Below are 20,716 nucleotides of genomic sequence, written 5' to 3'. Positions count from 1 at the left end.
CCTCATCCTGAGGCGCCCGCGTCAGCGGGCCTCGAAGGAGCCCTCCAGACACCAGAGCGATCCCTGGACGCCTCCTTCGAGGCCGCTACGCGGCACCTCAGGATGAGGTAAAGCCTTGGAAAAACAAATCAAACAGGCCCTCACGAAACTCCCGCCGCGCCGTCGCGTCCTGAGCCAGAACCGACTGCGACAGGGAGTTGTGTGAGGCCCTCCGAACTTCCCCTCCTAGTCGATCGGCCAGAGACTCCCATGACGACCTCATTCCGCTCCCCGTCCTCCGGCCCCTCCCGCCGCCGTTTCCTCGAGACGTCCCTGCTCGGTGCCGGTGCCCTCGCGGGTGGTCTCGCGGGCCATTCGGCCGGCGCCGCCACCGGCCGCACCACCGACACGCTGCGCCTGACCTGGGGCTATACCGGCCTCACCTTCATCGCCAAGGAGCGCGGCGAACTGGTGAAGACCCTCGCCAGAGACGGGATCAAGGTGGAATGGGTCGGCCCGTTCCCCAACCACGCGCCGACCCTCCAGGCGGTCACCGGCGGCACCGCCGATTTCAGCTTCGGCGGCAGCACGACCCCGGCGCTCGCCGCCATCTCCGCCGGCTCGCCGCTGGTCTTCACCCAGTTCCTCATCTACAGCCCGCGCACCACGGCCATCATCGCCAAGGACGGGTCCGGCATCGACAAGGTCGAGGATCTCGTCGGCAAGTCTGTGGCGGTGAACCGGTCGGGGCTCGGCGAGTTCCTAGTGGTGGCGGCGCTGGAAAAGCACGGCATCGACCGGTCCAAGGTCAAGTTCGTCTATCTCAACCCGCCCGATGCCGCCCCGGCGCTGGCCTCCGGCAAGGTCGATGCGTGGTCGATGTGGAGCCCCGGCGTGGACATCGCCCGCTTCGACTACAACGCCCACGACATCTTCCTCGAAGAGCGCGACCTGCCCTTCCAGATCGATTTCACCTCCTACCTGACGCGCCGGGATTTCGTCGCGAAGAACCCCGATCTCGTCCGCGCCTTCCATGCGGCGCTGAAGAACGACGCCGATTGGGCGTCCGCGAACACGGAAGAGGCCGAGCGGCTCACACAGGCCAAGGCGGGCTACAGCGACCGGGTGCGCGACCACTTCATCGGCCTGCGCAAGCAGTACAAGCTCTACGCGACGGACGATCAGGCCTTCCTGTCGGAGTTCCAGAAGGCGGCCGAGTGGCTGGTCACGCGCAAGGTCCTGCCCGAGCCGGTGACCGTCACCGATCATCTCGTCCGGGTCTGACGGGATCGTCGCCCCGTTCCAGGCCCCGGTCCTCGCGGCCCTGAGGCGGACCTCGTATTTTACCGGAACGGGCCGGGAGCCGATGCTTCCCGTCGGCCGGAGCTATTCCGAACGTCTCGCACTCCCGAGCAGCGCGCGGGCGGCTTCGTGACGGATCTCGCCCGTCTCGCAGGTCTTGCAGATCGCCCCGAGATAGCGACCGTCGATCACCGTCGCGGCGAACAGCCCAGACTTGAAGCGGTTCGCGGCCTGTGTCTCCACGGCGTACCAGAGGCGTGTCCCGAACCGCACCTTGCCGAATTCGCCGCGCAACGTCGCGTCCTTGCTCGTGCTTTTCAGGGCGCTGCGGATGCGGGTGTAGCGGGAGGTGGGCGAGGCGTAGAGCCCGTCGAGACGGGCCGTGTCGTCGCCGTCGTCTCCGACGGGATCGCGTCTCAGGAACAGGGTGCAGACCTCCAGGGTGCGCTTGCAGGAGAGCGTGCCGCAGACGAGACGCACGGTCATCCGGCCCGTGGCGTCACCGGTCGCCTCGGCGGGATCTTCCAGGGTCCATCCCTCCGGGAGATCGATGACGAAGCCCTGGTCCAGACGGACCGTCCGTGTCCTCGCGGTCTCCCCGCCCCAGGCCGCTCCCGCGACGGTCAGTGCCGGGAACACGCATGCGAGGGCGAGCCAGCCGGAGCGGCGTTTCGGAGCACGGCTCATGACGGTCCGCCGTCCGAAGGCAGATGGCGCGCCGCGAGCGCCTCGAAACGGGCGAGTGCGTCCGGATCGAAGGCGCGTGTCGGGAGTGGCAATACGCTGCCCCAGCGCATCGGCAGGACGATGAGCTCGCCCAGGCGCTCGCAGCCCCGGAAGTTCGTCCAGCCGAGGCGTGCCCAGGCTCCTCCTTGGGCGACCGAGAGGCCCCGGGCGTCGGCATGGGCATAGGACGTGCCGGGCCGTGCCTCCCTCGCGAGATCCCGTCCGAGCTCGCGCGCCGCCCAGCGACGGTTCCAGGGACCGAGCGCGAGGACGAGCAGGACCACCGCCGCGGCCCCTATGGCCGGCTTCAGGAAATCGGTTCCCGCCATCTCGAGGAAGAGCGGGAACGCGATGGAGAACGGGACGCGGTAGGGGTCCACCGCCCAGACGAAGGCGACGATGCCGGGAACGAGCAGGCTCAGACCGACGAAGAGCAGCACTGCCCCGCGCATCCGTGCTCGCCGCATCGCCGGCCGGTCGAGGGTCCTGGTCACGAGCGCCGCCCGATCCTCCGCCGTGAGCGTGAAGGCGATGCGCACCGCATCCCCGGCTTCGTCGGCGAAGGGATCGGTGTCGTCGGGCGGGTGGGGCGACAAGGGCCGCCCGGCGGCGGTCCAGGCCCGAACGCCGTCGGCCTGCGCCGTCGTGAGATCGGCCTTGGCGAGGACGATGGGTTCGCCCTCGACATCCGTCAGGACGAAGAGGTGGAGACGGTCCTCGTCCAGCCCCTTGATGAGATGCCAGGGCAGGAAGGCCTCCAGATCCGCACTCGTCTGCGTGATCCCGGCATCGTCGAAGCGGTAGGTCATCGGCACGGGCGTGTCTTCGCCGGGGGGGCCGATCGCGGCGACGAGCCGCTGATGCAGCAGCCACGGGTAGGCCGCGTGAAGGGTGAGGCAGGCGAGTGTCACGACCGCGAGGAGCGCGGCCAGCGGCCAGAGCGACAGGTCGGGGAGGTCCTGCAGAAACCCGGATATGGTCTTGCCTTTACGCCCCCCCTCCGTCGCCCAGGTCGAGACGAAGCCGAGCAGGGCGAAGAACCATAGCGCGGGTAGTCCGACCGTCAGGATACGCCGCCGGAACGCCGCCGAGCGAGGTCGGTGCGTCCGGGCGATGCCGGCGAGTCGATGGGTGAAGCGAAGCGGGGCGGCGAAGACGAGGGGCGCGCCGGGGGATAGCGGACGTGCCGAAATGGATGGGACGACGGGCAGGGTTGCATCTCCTACGACGCGCGGCGCGCGCTCATGGCGCTACGCGGGTTTCGCAAAAGTGGTCGCTGGTTTTGCGGCCGAAAACCTGCGACGCTCCAAAGGCCAATGCGGACCCGCACAGGTCCGGCAGGCCTCCATCGTGCCCGGACCGGGCGGCTGAGACAACCGCCGACGACACGGGGTGGTTGAGAGCATCGCCGGATTCGAACGCCCGCGCACCGAATTTGCCGCCGGCGGCCGTTTCCGGGCGTGCCGACACGCGAGAGTTCGGGGCCCGATCCGACGAGACCGGGCCGCGGGCGGATTTCCCTTCGGAACCGAGCGGTCCAACGGGCTGTGTCGATCGAGGGTCCTGGCTCACCGAGCCGGGGCTAGAGCGCTCTTCGCCGAAGTGGATGCCGGTTCGGCGAAAAAGAGCGCGGCACAACAAAGACTTAGAGATGTGTCCCGACCCAACGTGGTCGGGCACAGCTCTAGACCTGCCCGGCTGCGTCTTTCATGGCCGCCGCCGCTGCTGCCAGTCCCCAGCGGACCATCTCCTCCGCGTCGGCGGCCGTCCCCGCCTCCGCGTAGCAACGCAGCTCGGGCGCATTGCCGGACGCACGGAAGTGGATCGTGCGTCCCCCGTCGAGTTCGACCCTGACACCGTCCTGTTCGTCCACGGATTGCGGCGTGCCGAGCGGGCGGAAGAAATCCGCGCGGAACGCCTCCCGGCCGAGCTGGCGCAGCAAGGCGCCGCTCCGCTCCGCCGGGGTTTCGGGCAGGCGGTCGCTGGCGGTCTCGCCGACCTTCAGGGAAACGACGAGTTCCGCGAGCGTCATTCCGGCGTCCCGTGCCGCCGCCAGGGTCGCCACGATCGGAAGGATCGCATCGCGCGTGGGCAGGGCCGCGAGGATCCTGTCGCCGACGGCAATGTCCGAACCGAGGAGGAAACCGCCATTGGCTTCGAAGCCGACGACGCTCGTGGCTCCGTCCCTCTGCGCCTGGCCCATCCCGGCGATGACGAACGGCGAGCCGACCTTGGTGCGCAGCACGCGCCGGAAGCCGCCCGCATGCTCGATGGCCGAGCCCGCCGTGACGGGGACGACGACCGTGTCGACGCCGAGATAGCGGGCGGTGATCAGCCCGAGCACATCGCCCCGGACGATCCGCCCGGCGGCGTCCGCGAGCAGCGGCCGGTCCGCGTCGCCATCGGTCGTCACCAGCGCGTCGAAGCCGCCCGTTGCCATCGCGTCGCGGATGAACGCGATATCCTCGGGGCGGTGGGCCTCCGTGTCGATCGGCACGAAACTGTCGGAGCGGCCGATGGCGACGATGTCGGCCCCGAGGGCGGCCAGCACGTCGGCGAGGAGATCGCGCGCCACGGAACTCTGCTGATAGACCGCGATCCTCTGGCCGGCCAGGATGGTGGAGGGGAAGGCTTCGGTGTAGCGCTGACGGTAGCGGTCGACCGCCCCCGGCTCCCGGGTGGCGGCGTCGGTCGGCGGCATGTCGCCGACCCGGGAGATGTCGCCCAGGGCGGCGAGGATCGCGACCTCGTCGGTCTTGGTGATCTCGCCATCGGGGCGATAGAATTTCAGGCCGTTGCGATCCGAGGGAATGTGGCTGCCGGTGACCATGACGGCGCAGGCCCCGCGCCGGATGCCTTCGAGCGCGAGGGCCGGCGTCGGCAGGGCACCGCAATCGAAGACGGTCAAGCCGGCCCCCGCCGCGGCGGCGGCCACCGTCGCGGCGATCCCCTCGCTGCTGTCGCGCAAGTCCCGCCCGATCACGACGTCGCGGCTGCCGCCGGTCGTGGCGGCGATCGAGCGGAAGAACGCGCTGGCATAGGCGTAGCTCGGCCATCCCACGAGGTCTGTCACCAGTCCGCGCAGGCCACTGGTCCCGAATTTCAGACTGCTCATGAGCTTTCCACTTGCGATGGGCGCGACGGTGCGACGAACCCCGCTTTTAGGTGGAGTGGGCCGCCGCCTCAATCGGTTCCCGTCGGGGCGTTTCCGCCGCCTTCAGGCGCCGGGGCGGATTGCCATGCGATCACCGGGCGTTCGAAGTGCCACGCGACGCTCACCGTCACCGCCACTTCAGGTCGGTTGTGGCCGCAGGCTTAAGGCCGCTTCACGCGATCGCGGTGATCCGATGCAGAAGCGACATCAGATCGGATTGGCGCCGCGTCTGCGTCTTCGAGAAGATCGACGCCAGATGTGTCCGCACGGTCCACAACGTGATGCGCTTGTCGGATGCGATTTCCGCGAGTGTCTTTCCAAAGCAGATCTGCTTGGCGATGCTGGACTCGGTCTGCGTAAGGCCGAACATCTTCTGCATGACTTCGTTGCTGGGGTCCGGGTTCTCGTTCAGATCGACAATCGTCACGAGCGTATAGCCGTAAGCGTCCGTTTCATCGCCGGCGGGCATGGCGTGAATGGCCAGGGAGCGCTTTCCGTGGCGCGGCACCATGATCCACGACTCGGACCTGTGCCGGAATCGTGTTCCCCCCGCTTCGAGCACGTTCTTGAAGCCGGCCCTCAGGTCCACGGACTTGGGTGTCTCCTCGTCGTTGAATTCCTGGATGGCCCGGATGGCCGCCTGATTGGATTCCACCACATCCCCGTCGGAATCCAGAAGCAGCGCGCCACAGCCCATGCGATCCAAAACGCCGAAGAAACGGCTGTTGATCGACACGATGTGCTCCCCAATACGGATTTGTTCAGTATTATCGTGCCCGACGCTTGCTACGTCTTCGGCGCTACCGCGACGGGACCGGCCCGATTTGCCTCGCGAGCGGCAGGCATGCAAGGCGATATGAAATCTCCAAGGTCCGCATTCCCTCGTCCAACTACTCAAGTAGGCATCGTGGCGGCTCGCCGGAAACTTCGGGCGCCGCGATCTCATTCACACATGCCTTATAACGTTTGTTTCCACAACGAAACGTGCATCTCCATAATTCTCGCTCGCTCCGCCGGTTGCCAGTACAGATTACGGGGCGAGCCGATATTTTTACATCCCCATTATAACTGATTGACCGACGTGGGAAATTCTCGATTTTCAACAGATCGAAGATCGCGGCTCAGTGTCTGTTCGAGGGATGATTTCGGTTTGTCATCACTCATATGAGGGAGGCCGGCGAAATTTTATTTCCGGACCGCGCCGGCGCCCACGCGACGTGAGACGTTTCCCTACGGCCAGAACGAGAAGTTGTAATTTTCGAGACAACGACCGGTGATGGGTTCCCTTTGGCGTGTCGCCTCTGCCGGTCCAGCGGGCGCGCTCATCCCGCGTGGTGCAACCCCTCCGGGGCGAGGGTGCGGAGGCAGGGAAGGGACGGCGACGGCATCCCGACCTGCAGTGAGGGGTCGGCGCGGAACAGCCGCTTCAGGAACCCCGTCACCGCCTGGATGCGGGGGGAGAAGCGCAGGTCCGTATGCACGTTGAGCCAGAGATCGCGGCTGGTCGAGGCGGTTTCATGGAGCACGGGGACGAGGTCGTCGCGCCCCTTCACGGCGAAGCTCGGCAGAAGCACGAGGCCGAGACCGCCGGCGGCGGCGTTCTTCTGGGCGATCATGCTGTTGGAATGGAACACGATGTGACGGTCGAGCACGACGTCGTCGAGCCAGCGGACGCAATCCACCTGGATCAGATCGCTGATGTAGGAGACGAAGGCGTGATGGCGCAGTTCGTCGATGCTCTGCGGCATGCCGGCCCGGGCGAGGTAGGTGGGGGCGCCGTAGAGGCCGAGCCGGAAGCGTCCCACCTGTTCGGAGACCAGCCCCTGGCCCGGCGGTTTGAAGAAGCTCAGGAAGAGGTCGGCCTCGCGCCGGTTGACGTAGACGGTCTGGGACGAGGTGACGAGTTCGATCGCGAGATCCGGGTGGGTCTCACGCAGGCGCACGAAGCGTTCCGCGAGGTAGAGCGAGGCGATGCCCTCCATCGTCGCGAGCCGCACCCGCCCGCTGGCCTGCGCCGCCGAGGGAGAAACCTCCTCGCCCATGGCGATGACCGCGCTCTCGACCCGCTCGGCATGCCCGAGGAGGCGCTGGCCCGGCTCGCTCAGCCGAAGCCCTGACGGCACGCGCTCGAAGAGCGCGATGCCGAGCGCACTCTCCAGATGGGCGAGGCGGCGGCTCACCGTCGATTGATCGACCTTCAGGCGCTTGGCCGCCCCGGCGAGGCTGCCGCCCCTGGCGGCGTTGAGGAAGACCTTCAGGTCGTCCCAGTCGAGCAGATCGAGCGCAGCCATGGGGATCGGTTGGCAAGACTCGCGCCACGCCCGGCCATTCGGTCGCCGGCCGCGCCGGGTCCCTTCCGCAAGGCGCCTTGCAGATTTGCCCACTTCGCGCCCGCCGGGCGCCGGCTAGGCTGGTTCACGAAAGGGTCAAGTCCATGCTTCCACGCTTCAAGGCCGCGGCGATCCACGCCGCCCCCGTCTTCCTCGACGCCGCCGCCACCACCGACAAGGCGGTCTCGCTGATCCACGAGGCGGCGCGGGCGGGGGCGGGCCTCGTCGCCTTTCCGGAGACCTTCATCCCGGCCTTTCCGGTCTGGGCGGCGCTCTCGGCTCCCATCGACAACCACGATCTCTTCGCCCTCATGGTCGAGCAATCCGTCCTGGTCGACGGGCCGGAGATCGGGCGCATCCGCCAGGCGGCGCAGAAGGCGGGCATCGTCGTGTCCTTGGGGCTCAGCGAGCGCTCGCCCGTGAGCGTCGGCTGCCTATGGAACGCCAATCTCATCATCGGCGCGGATGGCACGATCCTGAACCATCATCGCAAGCTGATGCCGACCTATTACGAGAAGCTCATCTGGGCCCCGGGCGACGGCGCCGGGCTGAAGGTGGTGGAGACCGGGATCGGGCGCATCGGCCAGCTCATCTGCGGCGAGAACACCAACCCGCTGGCGCGCTATGCCCTGATGGCGCAGGGCGAGCAGTTCCACATCTCGTCCTGGCCCCCGGTCTGGCCGACGCGGCGGCCGAAGGGGGGCGGCAATTACGACAACCTGGCGGCCAACCGCCTGCGGGCCAGCGCCCATTGCTTCGAGGCCAAGGTCTTCGGCCTCGTGACGGCGGGCATGCTGGACGGCAAGGCCTACGATTTCCTCGCCGCCCGCGGTCCCGGCGCCGCCGACGTGCTCGACGCAACGCCGCGCGCCGCCTCGTTCTTCGTCGATCCCACGGGGGCGCAGATCGGCGAGGCGCTGCAGGACGAGGGGATCCTCTATGCGGAGATCGACCTCGATGCCTGCATCGAGCCCAAGCAGTTCCACGACGTGGTCGGCTATTACAACCGCTTCGATGTGTTCGACCTCGGGGTGAACCGCCAGCGGCTCGTTCCCGCACGGTTCCGCGACGGCCCGGAGCTTGCTGCCGCATCCGAGCCCCCGGCCCCGCCAGCGAACGGCGCGTGAGCGACCGACCCCGCGGAAGTCCGCTCCTCTTCCTTGCCTGCGATCCCTCGCCCCCGATCCTTCGCGTCAACGACCCAGAATGGAGATGTGCCATGACCATCGACCGTCGCAAGCTCATCCTCGGAGGTGCCGCCGGACTGATGCTGCCGGATCTTCGCGCAGCCTTCGCCCAGAGTCCGGCACAGATCGGAACGTTCCCGGGCGGCGTCGGCGCGGATTCGGTCTTCATCGGCCTCAACATGCCGCTCACCGGGGTCTTTTCCGGCGATGGCAGCGACCTGAAGCTCGGCTATGAACTCGCCATCGCGCAGATCAACGCGGGCGGCGAGATCGCCGCCGCCTGGGGGCTCAAGGGCAAGGGCGTCCTCGGCCGCCAGATCCGCCACAAGATCGCCGATACGGAGGGCAAGCCCAACGTGGCGGTCCAGGCCGCGACGCAGTTCATCCAGCGCGACAAGGCCATCATGTTCCAGGGCTCCGTCAGCAGCGCCGAGGCCATCGCCCTCGAGGAGCTCGCGAGCCGCGACAAGGTCCTCTACATGGTGGGCATCGCCGGCTCGAACGACGTCACCGGCAAGAACTGCCAGCGCTACGGCTTCCGCTCGCAGCAGAACGCCTACATGGCCGCCAAGGCCCTCGCTCCCGTCGTCGCCAAGGCGCTCGGCACGAAGCTCAAGGCCGCCTTCCTCGTCCCCGACTACACCTACGGCCAGACGGTCTACGATTCCTTCTCCAAGTTCTCGAAGGAGCAGGGCTGGACGCAGGTCCTGAAGGAGACGGTCCCCCTGGGGACGGCCGATTACAGCTCGGCGCTCCTCAACATCGCCAACAGCGGCGCCGACGTCTTCGTCAACATCTGCTTCGGCTCGGATGCCGTGGCCTCCACCAAGCAGGCCGAGCAGTTCGGCGTCCTGTCGAGCATGAAGCTCGTGGTGCCGAACCTGTCCTCGTTCCAGGACAAGGAGGTCGGCCCGGAACTGATGCAGGGCGTCTACGGCTCCTGCGACTTCTGGTGGACGCTGCAGGATCGCTTCCCCCTCGCCAAGACGTTCGTGGAGGCCTTCCTCGCCCGGAACGCCTATCGCCCGCGCTGGGGCGCCCACATCGCCTACATGCAGACCTATCTCTGGGCGCTCTCGGTGGAGAGGGCGGGCGGTTTCAACCCCGTCGACATCATCAAGGTGATGGAAGGCTCGAAGGCGCAGCCCTACGAGACCACGATCGGCCGCGTCTATTTCCGCGCCGAGGACCACCAGATGGTCCGCCCGATCCCGATCCTGCGCGGCAAGGCGCCCTCGGCCATGAAGGGGCCGGAGGATTTCTACGAGGTCGTGGACCTCGTGGACGGCGAGACCGTGATGAACCCGCCCGATCTCTTCGGGTGCAAGCTCGGCCCCTACAGCTGAGGCGCGCCGTCATGCCGAGCACCGCCGTCCTCCTCTCGCAGGCCTTCAACGGCCTCGCCCTCGGCAGCCTCCTGGCTCTCGTCTCCAGCGGGCTCACCATCATCCTCGGGACGCTCGGCGTCCTGAACTTCGCCCATGGCGCGCTGTTCGCTGTCGGCGCCTACACGGCCTTCGTGATGATGCAGGCCACGCACTCCTTCGTGCTCGCCATGCTCGGCGGCTGCGCCATCATGCTCATCATCGGCTTCACGATGGAGCGGCTCGTCATCCGCCACTTCTATGCCCGGCCGGACGAGGACCAGATCCTCGTCACCTACGGGATCGGCATCGTCCTGGTCGAGGGATTGCGGGCCGGGTTCGGCGGCAACAGCCAGCGGGTTCCGGTGCCGTCCTGGGGCACCGGCGCGACGAAGCTCGGGTTCATGGTCTACCCGACCTATCGCCTGCAGCTCATCGGCATCGTCGCGGCGCTCCTCGTGGGCCTCTACCTCGTGCTCTACCGGACCTCGGTCGGCCTCGTGGTGCGGGCCGGCATCGAGAATGCCGGCATGGTCGGCATCCTCGGCATCGACGTGCGGCGGACCTTCCTGCTCGTCTTCGCGGTGGGCATCGTCGCCGTCGGGCTCGCCGGCATGCTCTACGCCCCCGTGGTGGCGGTGACGCCCGACATGGGCGCGAGCTTCATGGTGCAGTCCTTCGTGGTCATCGTGCTCGGCGGCCTCGGATCCTTTCCCGGCGCCATCGTCGGCGGTCTCATCGCGGGCGAGATCATCAGCCTCACCAGCGCCTTCGATTCCGCCTACTCGGAGGTCATGCTCTACGGCCTGATGGCCCTCGTCCTCGTGGCGCGGCCGCAGGGCCTGTTCGGCACGGAGGGACGCGTCTGATGACACGCGGCCCCCTCCGGGCGCTGTTGCCCGAGCTCGCCCTCCTCGTCGCTCTCCTCGCCGCCCCCATCCTCTTGCCCCCGCTCGGCTTCTCCCACGACCTGCTTTCGCGAGCGCTGAACTGGGCCTTGTTCGGCCTCGGCTTCGACATCCTCTTCGGGCTCGCCGGCCTGCTCTCCTTCGGGCAGGCGGCCTTCTACGGGGCCGGCGGCTTCGTCGCCGCCTACCTGCTGGTCTCGGGGACGATTCAGAGCGTCTGGCTCGCCTTCCTCATCGGCACGCTGGCCGCCGGCCTGTTCGGCATCGCCGTCGGCTGGCTCGCCGTGCGGCGGATCGGCATCTACTTCGCCATGATCACCCTGGCCTTCGGCCAGATGGCCTATTTCATCCAGAACTCGTCACTGTCGGACTACACGGGCGGCGAGAACGGTATCGCCGGGGTGCCCGTACCGGTGATCGGTTTCGGTGATGGCGCCTTCCGGATCACGGCTGGCCTGCCGATGTATGCGCTCCTGGCCGCGACCTTCTTCTTCGGCTTCGTGCTGGCCCGGCGCATCGTGCGGTCGCCGGTGGGCCTGATCCTGAAGGCCATCAGGGAGAACACGCCCCGCGTGGCCATGCTCGGCCACGACGTTCCCGCCTACAAGCTCGCGGCCTTCACCATCGCGGCGCTCTATGCGGGCCTGGCCGGAGCGATGCTCGGCTCCTTCCAGAGCTACATGCCGCCGGACGCCTTCGCGCTCGAGACGTCCGGCCAGCTCGTGGTGCAGACGATCGTCGGCGGGGTCGGCACCCTCGTCGGCCCCCTGGTGGGGGCGGCGCTCTGGCTCTGGCTGCGGGACAACCTTCAACTCGTCCCCGGCCTGGGCCCTCTCTGGAAGCTCATTCTCGGGATCGCCTTCATCGGTCTCGTGATGGGCCTGCGCCGCGGCATCTGCGGCGAGATCCTGCACCGCTGGGAGCGACGCCGCGACGCGGCGCTCCTGCGCGCCGCCGAGGCCCGCACCGAGGTCATCGAGGCGGCGCCCGGCACGGTCACTCCCGAAATCCCGGCCGAGGTCGCGCTCCCCATGCCCCGGCCGGCCATCGACGGCCGCGCGTCGCACGCGGAGATCGCCCTGGAGGCTCAGGATCTCGCCCGCCATTACGGAGGCCTGAAGGCCGTGGACGGGGTCAGCTTCCGGGTCCGGCGAGGATCGATCCATGCGGTGATCGGCCCGAACGGCGCCGGCAAGAGCACCCTCTTCAAGATGCTCTCCGACGAGGTGAGCCCGAGCGCCGGCTCGGTCCTGCTGTTCGGTGAGCGGCTCACGGGGGCGGGGGTGACCCGCGCCACCCAGCTCGGCGTCGCCAAGAGCAACCAGCTCAACCAACTCTTCCTCAACCTGACGGTGCGGGAGAACCTGCGGGTGGCCGCCCTCGCCCGGGCGCGTGGCAGGTTCCGCCTCGATCTCCTCGCCCCCTCGGTCGGTCGGGCGGAGGTGGAGGAGCAGGTGGAGACCATGCTGGCCATCCTCGATCTCGGCCCGCGGGCGGAAACCCGCGCCAGCATCCTGGCCTACGGCGAGAAGCGCCGCCTCGAAATCGGGATGGCGCTGGCGACGAGCCCCAACGTCCTCCTCCTCGACGAACCGCTCGCCGGGATGAGTCCCTCCGAACGGGTCGCGACCTGCGCACTGATCCGGCGGATCGGACGGTCCTGCACGATCCTCATCGTCGAACACGATCTCGATGCCGTCTTCGACCTCGCCGAGCAAGTCACCGTCCTCAGCGACGGGCACCTCCTCGCGGATGGACCGGCCGAGGACGTGCGCCGCGATCCCGCCGTGCGGAAAGCCTATCTCGGCACGGGGCCGGAGGAGGACGGGACCGGCGAGGCCACTCGCATCCGGGGAGCCATGAATGAGTCTGCTTGAGGTCGAGAGCATCAACACGCTCTACGGGGATTCGCACGTCCTGTTCGACGTGTCGCTCCGGGTCGAGGAAAACGAAGTTGTGGCGCTGCTCGGCCGCAACGGCGCGGGCAAGACGACGACGCTCCGGACGCTGATGGGCGCCCTGTCTCCGCGCAGCGGGACGATCCGCCTCGACGGCAAGCCGATCCACGGCCTGCGGCCCGAGAAGATCGCGCGTGTCGGGATGCAGCTCGTCCCGGAGGAGCGCGCCGTCTTCGGCACTCTCACGGTGGAGGAGAACCTGCGCGTCGCCCGCCTGACCGCGCAGAAGCCATGGTCCCTCGACCGGATCTGGGAGGTTTTTCCGCGATTGAAGGAGCGCCGCACGTCGCGGGGGCGCACCCTGTCGGGTGGCGAGCAGCAGATGCTCTCGATCGCCCGGGCGCTCATCCGCGATCCCCGGATCATCCTCCTCGACGAGCCGTTCGAGGGCCTGGCCCCCCTCATCGTCCAGGACCTGATCGCCTTGACCCGACGCCTCGCGCAGGAGGGCCGGACGATCGTCGTGGTGGAGCAGAACGTGGCGGCGGTGCTGAGCTTCGCCCAGCGGGTCTACGGTTTCAACAACGGCCACGTCGTCTACGAGGGGCAGGCCGCCGATCTCCGCGCCGACGCCGCGCCGATGCGGGCCTTCATGGGGCTTGCCGGGTAGAGCGCCCGTCCCGGATGGCGGCCTACGCGTCGGACGATGCCGCATCCGTCACACGACACGAGGCTGCATGCGAGGAGAGCACACCGAAACGCCTCGACAGGGGCTTTGCGCCCTGAGATAAGCCTCCGGCGATCGCTGGATGACGAGGCGTTTTAAGTCTTTGTCGCCGCGTGGCATTTTTCCGAGAAGCGGCTCCGGATCCCGAGCCGGCTCTGTAGGGAGAGGCGAACATTGGCGAATGATGAAGAGACTATTGCCGAGAAGACGTTCCTGACCTTCCTCCGGAATGGAGAGCGGGACGCCTTCCTCCAACTGGAAGCCGAGTTGATGGGCCAGTCCGTCGAAAAATGGGGAGCCCTGGTCGCGGCGTATCGCTCCCTGCTCACCCTCGACGACATCGCGGCGGAGGCCGGGCTCGACGAGCGGTTTCGTCCGAAGATCTGGTGGATGCGCAGTCCGTTCCCGGGGAATTTCGGCGATATCCTGACACCCTACGTGCTCTGGCATGCCTTCGGCGTCATGCCCCGCTGGTACAATTCGAAGCATGCAGACGGGCTCTGCATCGGCAGTATCGCCAAGTTCGCCCGGCCCGGCATGTATCTGTGGGGGACCGGCATGCCCCGCAGCACCGACGACATCTGCCCGACCGCGATCTATTCGGCGGTTCGCGGGCCGCTCTCGCGCGACGCCGTTCTGGCCGCCGGTGGTCAATGCCCCGAAATCTACGGCGATGCCGCCATCCTGCTGCCCGAGCTCTACGCTCCTGCGGTGGAGAAGACCCACAAGGTCGGCATCATAGCGCACGTCCTGCAGGAAGCGCGGATCCGCGAGGCCGTCGAGGCGGTGGGCGCCGACCACGTCAAGGTCATCTCGCTCCTCTCGGTGTCGTTCGAGGACATCGAGCGGGTGATCCGCGAGATCCTCTCCTGCGACGAGATCGTCACCACCTCGCTGCACGGCCTCATCGTGGCGCATGCCTATGGTGTCCCCGCTCAATCGGCGCGGCTGTCGGAGGGCAAGAAGGAGGCGAAGGATTCCTTCAAGATGCGGGACTACAAGCAATCGGTGGGGCTCTCCGACGAAGCCCTCGAACTTCCCCGGACGTTCAGCGACCTTGCCTGGCTCGACCACCGCGCCTGCGTGCTGCCGCCCTCCCCCCTCGACACGAAGCCTCTGCGGGCGGCCTTCCCGTTCCCGGTCCGATTTCAGGAACCGCCGGCCGCGAGGACCTGAGCAGGTTCGCATTGGCAAGCCAATGCTTCACCTCGCTCAGGCCTTTGGAGTGTCGCAGGTTTCGGCACGCAAAACCGGTGACCACCTTTGCTGAACCTGCTGAGGGGCCCACGCGGAAAGATCGGTCCTGCCAGGCAAAAGGCTCCCCATGCGGTTGCATCGGGAGCCTTTTCATTTTCGGGCCGCGGCGACTCGGGGCGCCTCGGACAAGACCCGGCCACCACCGGCTATCGTTCGAGGTGCGGCGGCGCGGCGGGAGTTTTGGAGAGCACTCAGTTCAGCGCCACGGTGTAGGCGCCCTGGGTCTTGGAGCGGATCTCCTCCTCGGTGACGCCATCGGCGAGCTCGACCAGGACCATGCCGCCATCGCCCTTCTTGTCGATGGTGAAGACGCCGAGATCGGTGATCACCATGTCGACGACGGCGGTGCCGGTCAGCGGCAGGTCGCAGGCGGTGAGGAGCTTCGGGCTTTCCGACCCGTCCTTCCCCTTGGCGGTGTGCTCCATCACCACCACTACCTTCTTCACGCCGGCCACGAGGTCCATGGCGCCGCCCATGCCCTTCACCATCTTGCCGGGGATCATCCAATTGGCGAGGTCGCCGTTCTCCGCCACCTGCATGGCACCGAGGATCGACAGGTTGATGTGCCCGCCCCGGACCATGCCGAAGGAATCGGAGGACGAGAAATAGCTCGTGGTCGCCAATTCGGTGATCGTCTGCTTGCCGGCATTGATGAGGTCGGGGTCTTCCTCACCCTCGTAAGGGAAAGGCCCCATGCCGAGCATGCCGTTCTCGGATTGCAGCTGCACCGACATGCCCTCGGGAATGTAGTTCGAGACCAGGGTCGGAATGCCGATGCCGAGGTTCACGTAGTAGCCGTCGCGCAGCTCCTTGGCGGCGCGCGCCGCCATCTGTTCGCGGGTCCAGGCCATGGTGGTGTCTCCCTAGGATGTCAGACGGCGGCGGAAGAGGCGGCGGCCTCGCCACGCTTGCGCGTGGTGCGCTGCTCGATCCTCTTCTCGCGGATCGCCACGTGGATGATGCGCTTGACGAAGATGCCCGGCGTATGGATCGCGTCGCCGTCGATCTCGCCCGGCTGGACCAGGTGTTCCACCTGAGCGACCGTCACCTTGGCGGCGGTGGCCATCATCGGATTGAAGTTGCGGGCGGTCTTCCGGTAGACGAGGTTGCCTTCGGTATCGCCCTTCCAGGCATGGACGATGGCGAGATCGGCGAAGAGACCGCGCTCCATCACGTAATCCTCGCCGTCGAACTCGCGCACTTCCTTGCCCTCGGCGATGAGGGTTCCGACGCCGGTCTTGGTGAAGAAGGCCGGGATGCCCGCCCCGCCGGCGCGGATGCGCTCGGCCAGGGTGCCTTGCGGGTTGAACTCGATGGCGAGTTCGCCGCCGAGATACTGGCGGGCGAATTCCTTGTTCTCGCCGACATAGGACGAGATCATCTTGGCGATCTGGCGGGTCTGCAGCAGCTTGCCGAGGCCGACATTGTCGATGCCGGCATTGTTGGAGATGACGGTGAGATCCTTGACCCCTGACGCCTGGATCGCGTCGATCAGCTCGTCGGGAATGCCGCACAGGCCGAAGCCGCCGGCCATGATCGTCATGCCGTCCTTGAGCAAGCCGGCGACCGCCTGCGTGGCGTCGGAATATACCTTCTTCATCTCAAGCCTTCCTCCCGAAATCCGGTTCCTGGCGCCGTTTCGGGCTGCCCTGCGAAACGCGAGCCAATCCCGCCTCCCCGGCCCGGCTCGCGCGGGGCTCGGAACGACAAGGGAGGGCCGCGTCCGTCTGTCCTGTCTCTGCGCCAGGACATGCTCTGCGCCAGGACATGGCGTTTCGGCAAGATCCTGCGGGAGAACATCGTGGTGGAAAGAATAAGGGTCACGAGACCTGTAGCAGGTTGAGCCGTCGGGGAAGGACGGCTCCAAGGACGAGAGCCCGTTTCCGAATCCTCCACTGCGGAGAAATGATGCATGGCAGACAAACCCCGTTCGGCTCGCTATGGAATGAAACGGGGGGCAGGTTTTCGAAGATCGACCGCAGCGGCTGGGCGAGGCCGTGCGCGGGACCGCGCGTCGCGGTTTTGCTCCGATAGGGAGAGATATGCCGCTCCGTCGCCTCCTGCCGGCCGTCTGTATCGGCAGCCTCGTCCTCGCCCTGATCGCTGCCTGCCTGCCCTGGTCCGTCGCCTCCGCGCGCCTCACGCGGGGCGTCGGCAAGTCGCTGGCGACCGGTTACGGAATCGCGATGACGGCCGGGGGGCGGGCGGGCATCGCCCTGCTTCCCATTCCACGGCTGGATTTCGAGGGAGTCCGTCTCAGCGCCGGGACGGTCGACGGGCCGCTTCTCGCCGAGGGCGGAACGCTCACCCTCAAGCTCGGGATCCGCGCCCTCCTCGCCGGCCGTATCGAGATCGATACCCTCTCCCTCGAGCGCACCACGATCACCCTCCCCGTCGATGACGGGGACCGGCGTTGGGTCGAGCCGTTCCGCCGGCTCAAGGCGCGCCTGACCGAGGGCGGCGCGTCGCGTCCCCGTCGCATCAGCCTCACGGATGCGATCCTGGTGGGGCGCGATCCGCGCGACGGCAGTGCCCAGACCGCCAGCGACGTCGATCTGGTCCTCGCCTGGCCGTTCTGGAGTTCGCAGACCAACGTCGCGGGAAGCTTCGTCTGGAACGAGACTCCCACCCGGTTCTCGCTCTCCGGGGTTCGTCTGGACGAGCTGTTCTCGGGCCGTGAATCCCCGTTCTCCGCCAGCGCGACCTGGCCCGCAGGCCAGATGACGGCGGAGGGAAGCGGCAGCCTCGCCGACGGGGTGTCGCTTCGCGGCCAGGGCAGCCTGCAGACCCGTTCCCTGCGCGAGACTTTGGCCTGGGCGGGGACGGACATCGCCCTGTCGCCCTTGCTCGATACCTTCGCCATAGACGGTACGTTCGAGAGTTCGGGCCGCAACCTGCTCCTGCCGACCATGCGTCTGCGGCTCGGTGACAACAGCCTGGAAGGTGCCGGCTCGATCAGCTTCGGCCAGGGCCGCCCGGCCCTGCAGGCGACCCTGGCGGCGGAGAACCTGAACCTCGCCCCCGTTCTGGCCACCCTGGTCCGGGTCTTCGGCTCGGACGACACGTTGAACGCCAACGGCTGGAGCCGTCAGAGCCTGGCCCTGCGGCCCTTCACCGGCGGAGACCTCGATCTGCGTCTCTCGGCGGGCAGTGCCCGCCTCGGCCCGGTGGTGATGGAGGATCTCGCATCCAGCCTGCTGGTGCGCGACGGCAGCGTGGAGGGCTCTCTCGTCCGCGCGATGGTGAGGGGCGGCCTCGTCAAGGGACGGTTCGGCCTCACCACCTCCGCCACCGATCGCGGCGAGACCGAACTGCGTGCGCAGGGGGCTTTCGACCAGCTCGATCTCGGCGCCTTCCTGGTCGATGTCGGGCAGGAGGGCTGGATCCTGGGCAATGCCCAGGGGCACTTCATCCTTGAGGGATCGGGCCGTACCGCCGCCGGGCTGATCGCTCACCTCAACGGACGTTCGTCCTTGGCCATGGAGAACGGCACCCTCGCCGGCCTCGACCTCGCCGACGTGATCCACCGCAACGGCGTCGCCGCCGATGGCGCCCTGGTCCGCCGGAACGGCCGTACGCCCTTCGAACGCGCTGGGGTGGTGCTGCGCTTCGTCGACGGGATCGGCGAGATCACGGATGGAATGCTGAAGACCACGTCGCTGTCCGCATCGCTGCGCGGAACCCTGTCGCTGCCGGAGCGGACCCTCGCCGCCAGGGCGGAACTGACACCGCGTGTATCCACCGACACCGTCCTGCGGTCGGTCTCACCCAAGAACCTGTCTTCGGCCCCGGCGCAGGGGCCGCTCTTCGACATCGACGGTCCCTGGGACGCCGTCGCCGTTCGCGTCATCCCGCGGGAGGGCGGTTCCGACCTCGACTCCCGGGGCGGCTCGATCCTGGCTCCCGATGCGATGCAGGGGGCGCGGACGGGGGCGCTCGACCTGCCGACGCGGGTGCGCGCCTACGTGCCCTGAGCGCTGGCGGAGGGGCGGCCGGTGAGGAAGGACGCCGTCAACACGACGAGGGTGACGCCGCCGACCAGAAGTGTCGAGGCGGCGTTGATCTCCGGGTTCACGCCGAGGCGGACCTGACTGTAGAGCCGCATCGGCAACGTCGTCGCCCCCGGCCCCGAGACGAAGCTCGCGATGACGAGGTCGTCGAGGGAAAGGGTGAAGGCGAGGAGGAATGCCGCCGCCAGGGACGGTGCGATCAGCGGCAGGGTGACGGTGGCGAAGACGCGGATGGGTCCTGCTCCCAGATCCGCCGCCGCCTCCTCCAGGGAGCGGTCGAGCCCCTTCAACCGGGCGCCCACCACCACGGCGACGAAACCGAGGCCGAGGGTGGCGTGGGCGACGACCAGGGTCACGAGGCCACGGTCGAGGCCGAGCCCGACGAAGAGCAGCAGCAGCGACAGGCCGGTGATCACCTCCGGCATCACCATGGGCGCATAGACGAGGCCGGTGAAGGCGCCCCGTCCGGTAAAGCGGCCGCTGCGGTCGAGAGCCAGCGCCGCCAGGGTGCCGAGGACGGTCGCCACCAGGGCGGCGAGCGACGCCACTTTCAGGGAGACGAGGGCGGCGGCGATGAGCGGGCCGTCGTTCACGAGCACTCCGTACCAGCGTGTGGAGAACCCGCCCCAGACCGTCACGAGGGACGAGGCGTTGAACGAGAAGACGACGAGGACGGCGATCGGCGCGTAGAGGAAGGCGAGCCCGAGCCCGAGGCTGATCCGGTTGAGCGGACTCATCGGCCGACCTCCCCGCGCCCGCGTTCGGCATCCCGGAACAGCACGATCGGTCCGACGATGAGGACGAGGAGCAGCACCGCCACCGCCGAGGCGAGGGGCCAGTCCCGGTTGGAGAAGAACTCGCTCCACAGGACGCGGCCGAGCATCAGCGTGTCCGAGCCGCCGAGGAGGTCGGGGATGATGAACTCGCCCACCATCGGAATGAAGCAGAGGAGCGCGCCCGCGACGATGCCGGGCCGGGCCAGCGGCAGCGTGACGGTCCAGAACGCCCGCGCCGGCGAGGCCCCGAGATCGGCGGCGGCCTCCGTCAGGGTCGGGTCGAGGCGGGAGAGCACCGCGTAGAGCGGCAGCACCATGAAGGGCAGGTAGGCATAGGTCAGCCCGATCATCACCGCCGCCGGCGTGTTCAGGATGTCCAGGGGGCGGGCGATGAGACCGGTCCAGACGAGGCCGGCATTGAGCAGGCCCTCGGGCTTCAGGATCGCGATCCAGGCATAGATGCGGATGAGGAAGCTCGTCCAGAACGGCACGATCACCAGGGCGACGAGGAGTGGCTGGAGCCGGGCCGGCGAGCGGGCGAGCGCATGGGCGACGGGCGTGCCGAGGATCACCAGGATCGCCGTCGCCGTGGCCGCATAGACCAGGGAGGACAGGGCCGCGTCGCGATACAGGCTGTCCCCGGCCAGGGTCTCGAAATTGGCGAAGTCCAGGGCTTCGAGGAACGCGCCCCATCCATCGATCCCGGCGCTCCAGTCGAGCACCGGCAGGTAGGGCGGCTGCGCCGTCGCCGGCGAGGACAGGCTGATCTTGAGGGTGATGAGGCAGGGCAGCAGCACGAAGGCGGCGAGCCACAGATACGGCGCAACCGGGAGGAGCCGCTTCATCACGCCGCCATGACCGTCGCGGCGTCGGGGGCGAAGGACAGGCGGACCGGGACGCCGCCGTCGATCCCGGCTCCGGCCGGCAGGGTCGCGCGGATCGTGCTGCCGTCCACCATGCGGATCTGGAGACGGATGCGGTCGCCGAGATAGGTCGAGGCCTCGACGTGCCCGTCGAGGGCGTTGCGATCCCCGGTGGCCATCGGATCGACGGGTGAAGCCCCGATGCGCTCGGGGCGCAGAGCGACCAGCGCGGGGG

The 20,716-nt window shown here is 68.0% G+C and carries 18 protein-coding genes; 8 read left to right on the top strand and 10 right to left on the bottom strand.

Features of this window, described 5'->3' with window-relative positions; all coding sequences use genetic code 11:
- The first annotated feature begins 249 nt into the window (after positions 1 to 249).
- A complete protein-coding gene (locus tag FV220_RS11720) occupies positions 250 to 1,263 on the top strand; it encodes an NrtA/SsuA/CpmA family ABC transporter substrate-binding protein (protein WP_147831531.1) in 1,014 nt (337 codons plus the stop codon).
- A gap of 102 nt (positions 1,264 to 1,365) precedes the next feature.
- On the opposite strand, the gene FV220_RS11715 is transcribed toward FV220_RS11720, so the two are convergent.
- From FV220_RS11715 to FV220_RS11695, 5 genes are all read right to left on the bottom strand, one after another.
- Positions 1,366 to 1,968 carry a hypothetical protein gene (locus FV220_RS11715; protein WP_056148985.1) on the bottom strand — a complete coding sequence of 201 codons (603 nt, stop codon included), beginning with the start codon at positions 1,966 to 1,968 and terminating at the stop codon, positions 1,366 to 1,368.
- Entirely contained in the window at positions 1,965 to 2,918 is a 954-nt protein-coding gene (locus tag FV220_RS11710) for a YcxB family protein (RefSeq protein ID WP_147831529.1), read from the bottom strand. The genes FV220_RS11715 and FV220_RS11710 overlap by 4 nt, the downstream gene beginning before the upstream one ends.
- A 773-nt stretch (positions 2,919 to 3,691) precedes the next feature.
- Positions 3,692 to 5,122: a phosphomannomutase gene (locus FV220_RS11705; protein ID WP_147831527.1), complete on the bottom strand. Its 1,431-nt coding sequence runs from the start codon at positions 5,120 to 5,122 to the stop codon at positions 3,692 to 3,694.
- A 211-nt stretch (positions 5,123 to 5,333) separates the two neighbouring features.
- Complete coding sequence (locus tag FV220_RS11700; protein ID WP_187273396.1) at positions 5,334 to 5,897, bottom strand: helix-turn-helix transcriptional regulator; 564 nt, start codon at positions 5,895 to 5,897, stop codon at positions 5,334 to 5,336.
- A 586-nt stretch (positions 5,898 to 6,483) separates the two neighbouring features.
- A complete protein-coding gene (locus FV220_RS11695) occupies positions 6,484 to 7,452 on the bottom strand; it encodes a LysR family transcriptional regulator (RefSeq protein ID WP_147831523.1) in 969 nt (322 codons plus the stop codon).
- Between the two features lie 143 nt (positions 7,453 to 7,595).
- On the opposite strand from FV220_RS11695, the gene FV220_RS11690 reads away from it, so the two are divergent.
- From FV220_RS11690 to FV220_RS11665, 6 genes are all read left to right on the top strand, one after another.
- Positions 7,596 to 8,618 carry a carbon-nitrogen hydrolase family protein gene (locus tag FV220_RS11690; protein ID WP_147831521.1) on the top strand — a complete coding sequence of 341 codons (1,023 nt, stop codon included), beginning with the start codon at positions 7,596 to 7,598 and terminating at the stop codon, positions 8,616 to 8,618.
- 92 nt (positions 8,619 to 8,710) lie between these two features.
- Entirely contained in the window at positions 8,711 to 10,024 is a 1,314-nt protein-coding gene (locus FV220_RS11685) for a substrate-binding protein (protein ID WP_147831519.1), read from the top strand.
- 11 nt (positions 10,025 to 10,035) lie between these two features.
- Positions 10,036 to 10,911: a branched-chain amino acid ABC transporter permease gene (locus FV220_RS11680; protein ID WP_018043210.1), complete on the top strand. Its 876-nt coding sequence runs from the start codon at positions 10,036 to 10,038 to the stop codon at positions 10,909 to 10,911.
- The gene (locus FV220_RS11675; protein ID WP_147831517.1) at positions 10,911 to 12,827 is read left to right on the top strand and encodes a branched-chain amino acid ABC transporter ATP-binding protein/permease; all 1,917 of its coding nucleotides are present in this window, start codon (positions 10,911 to 10,913) and stop codon (positions 12,825 to 12,827) included. The genes FV220_RS11680 and FV220_RS11675 overlap by 1 nt, the downstream gene beginning before the upstream one ends.
- Entirely contained in the window at positions 12,814 to 13,518 is a 705-nt protein-coding gene (locus FV220_RS11670; RefSeq protein WP_018043208.1) for an ABC transporter ATP-binding protein, read from the top strand. Before FV220_RS11675 ends, FV220_RS11670 begins: the two co-directional genes overlap by 14 nt.
- 231 nt (positions 13,519 to 13,749) lie before the next feature.
- On the top strand, positions 13,750 to 14,751 hold the full coding sequence (locus FV220_RS11665; protein WP_147831515.1) for a polysaccharide pyruvyl transferase family protein: 1,002 nt from the start codon (positions 13,750 to 13,752) through the stop codon (positions 14,749 to 14,751).
- A 272-nt stretch (positions 14,752 to 15,023) separates the two neighbouring features.
- On the opposite strand, the gene FV220_RS11660 is transcribed toward FV220_RS11665, so the two are convergent.
- Positions 15,024 to 15,683, bottom strand: coding sequence for a 3-oxoacid CoA-transferase subunit B (locus FV220_RS11660; RefSeq protein WP_147831513.1), 660 nt, complete (start codon positions 15,681 to 15,683; stop codon positions 15,024 to 15,026).
- A gap of 20 nt (positions 15,684 to 15,703) precedes the next feature.
- Positions 15,704 to 16,432 carry a CoA transferase subunit A gene (locus FV220_RS11655; protein ID WP_056163190.1) on the bottom strand — a complete coding sequence of 243 codons (729 nt, stop codon included), beginning with the start codon at positions 16,430 to 16,432 and terminating at the stop codon, positions 15,704 to 15,706.
- Positions 16,433 to 16,874: 442 nt separating this feature from the next.
- Between FV220_RS11655 and FV220_RS11650 the strand changes: the two genes are divergently transcribed.
- Positions 16,875 to 18,806, top strand: coding sequence for an AsmA family protein (locus tag FV220_RS11650; RefSeq protein ID WP_056149005.1), 1,932 nt, complete (start codon positions 16,875 to 16,877; stop codon positions 18,804 to 18,806).
- Here FV220_RS11650 and FV220_RS11645 read toward each other — a convergent pair.
- From FV220_RS11645 to FV220_RS11635, 3 genes are all read right to left on the bottom strand, one after another.
- A complete protein-coding gene (locus FV220_RS11645; protein ID WP_056149008.1) occupies positions 18,794 to 19,579 on the bottom strand; it encodes an ABC transporter permease subunit in 786 nt (261 codons plus the stop codon). The two genes, FV220_RS11650 and FV220_RS11645, sit on opposite strands and share 13 nt — an antisense overlap.
- Positions 19,576 to 20,463 carry an ABC transporter permease subunit gene (locus FV220_RS11640; protein ID WP_056149010.1) on the bottom strand — a complete coding sequence of 296 codons (888 nt, stop codon included), beginning with the start codon at positions 20,461 to 20,463 and terminating at the stop codon, positions 19,576 to 19,578. The genes FV220_RS11645 and FV220_RS11640 overlap by 4 nt, the downstream gene beginning before the upstream one ends.
- The coding region (locus FV220_RS11635) for a TOBE domain-containing protein (RefSeq protein WP_147831511.1) at positions 20,463 to 20,716 on the bottom strand (254 nt) is incomplete at its 5' end. The genes FV220_RS11635 and FV220_RS11640, both read right to left, overlap by 1 nt.

It is taken from the genome of Methylobacterium sp. WL19 (assembly GCF_008040005.1).
Lineage (GTDB): Bacteria > Pseudomonadota > Alphaproteobacteria > Rhizobiales > Beijerinckiaceae > Methylobacterium > Methylobacterium bullatum.
The sequence above is the reverse complement of the archived record's forward strand: the minus strand, read 5'-3'. Positions and strand labels throughout refer to the sequence as shown.

Bases quoted from the DNA above. Each gene is read 5' to 3' on its own strand.
- FV220_RS11650 (WP_056149005.1), top strand. From the start codon at position 16,875: ATGCCGCTCCGTCGCCTCCTGCCGGCCGTCTGTATCGGCAGCCTCGTC.
- FV220_RS11640 (WP_056149010.1), bottom strand. From the start codon at position 20,463: ATGAAGCGGCTCCTCCCGGTTGCGCCGTATCTGTGGCTCGCCGCCTTC.
- FV220_RS11685 (WP_147831519.1), top strand. From the start codon at position 8,711: ATGACCATCGACCGTCGCAAGCTCATCCTCGGAGGTGCCGCCGGACTG.
- FV220_RS11670 (WP_018043208.1), top strand. From the start codon at position 12,814: ATGAGTCTGCTTGAGGTCGAGAGCATCAACACGCTCTACGGGGATTCG.
- FV220_RS11695 (WP_147831523.1), bottom strand. From the start codon at position 7,452: ATGGCTGCGCTCGATCTGCTCGACTGGGACGACCTGAAGGTCTTCCTC.
- FV220_RS11715 (WP_056148985.1), bottom strand. From the start codon at position 1,968: ATGAGCCGTGCTCCGAAACGCCGCTCCGGCTGGCTCGCCCTCGCATGC.
- FV220_RS11705 (WP_147831527.1), bottom strand. From the start codon at position 5,122: ATGAGCAGTCTGAAATTCGGGACCAGTGGCCTGCGCGGACTGGTGACA.
- FV220_RS11675 (WP_147831517.1), top strand. From the start codon at position 10,911: ATGACACGCGGCCCCCTCCGGGCGCTGTTGCCCGAGCTCGCCCTCCTC.
- FV220_RS11690 (WP_147831521.1), top strand. From the start codon at position 7,596: ATGCTTCCACGCTTCAAGGCCGCGGCGATCCACGCCGCCCCCGTCTTC.
- FV220_RS11655 (WP_056163190.1), bottom strand. From the start codon at position 16,432: ATGAAGAAGGTATATTCCGACGCCACGCAGGCGGTCGCCGGCTTGCTC.
- FV220_RS11720 (WP_147831531.1), top strand. From the start codon at position 250: ATGACGACCTCATTCCGCTCCCCGTCCTCCGGCCCCTCCCGCCGCCGT.
- FV220_RS11680 (WP_018043210.1), top strand. From the start codon at position 10,036: ATGCCGAGCACCGCCGTCCTCCTCTCGCAGGCCTTCAACGGCCTCGCC.
- FV220_RS11660 (WP_147831513.1), bottom strand. From the start codon at position 15,683: ATGGCCTGGACCCGCGAACAGATGGCGGCGCGCGCCGCCAAGGAGCTG.
- FV220_RS11645 (WP_056149008.1), bottom strand. From the start codon at position 19,579: ATGAGTCCGCTCAACCGGATCAGCCTCGGGCTCGGGCTCGCCTTCCTC.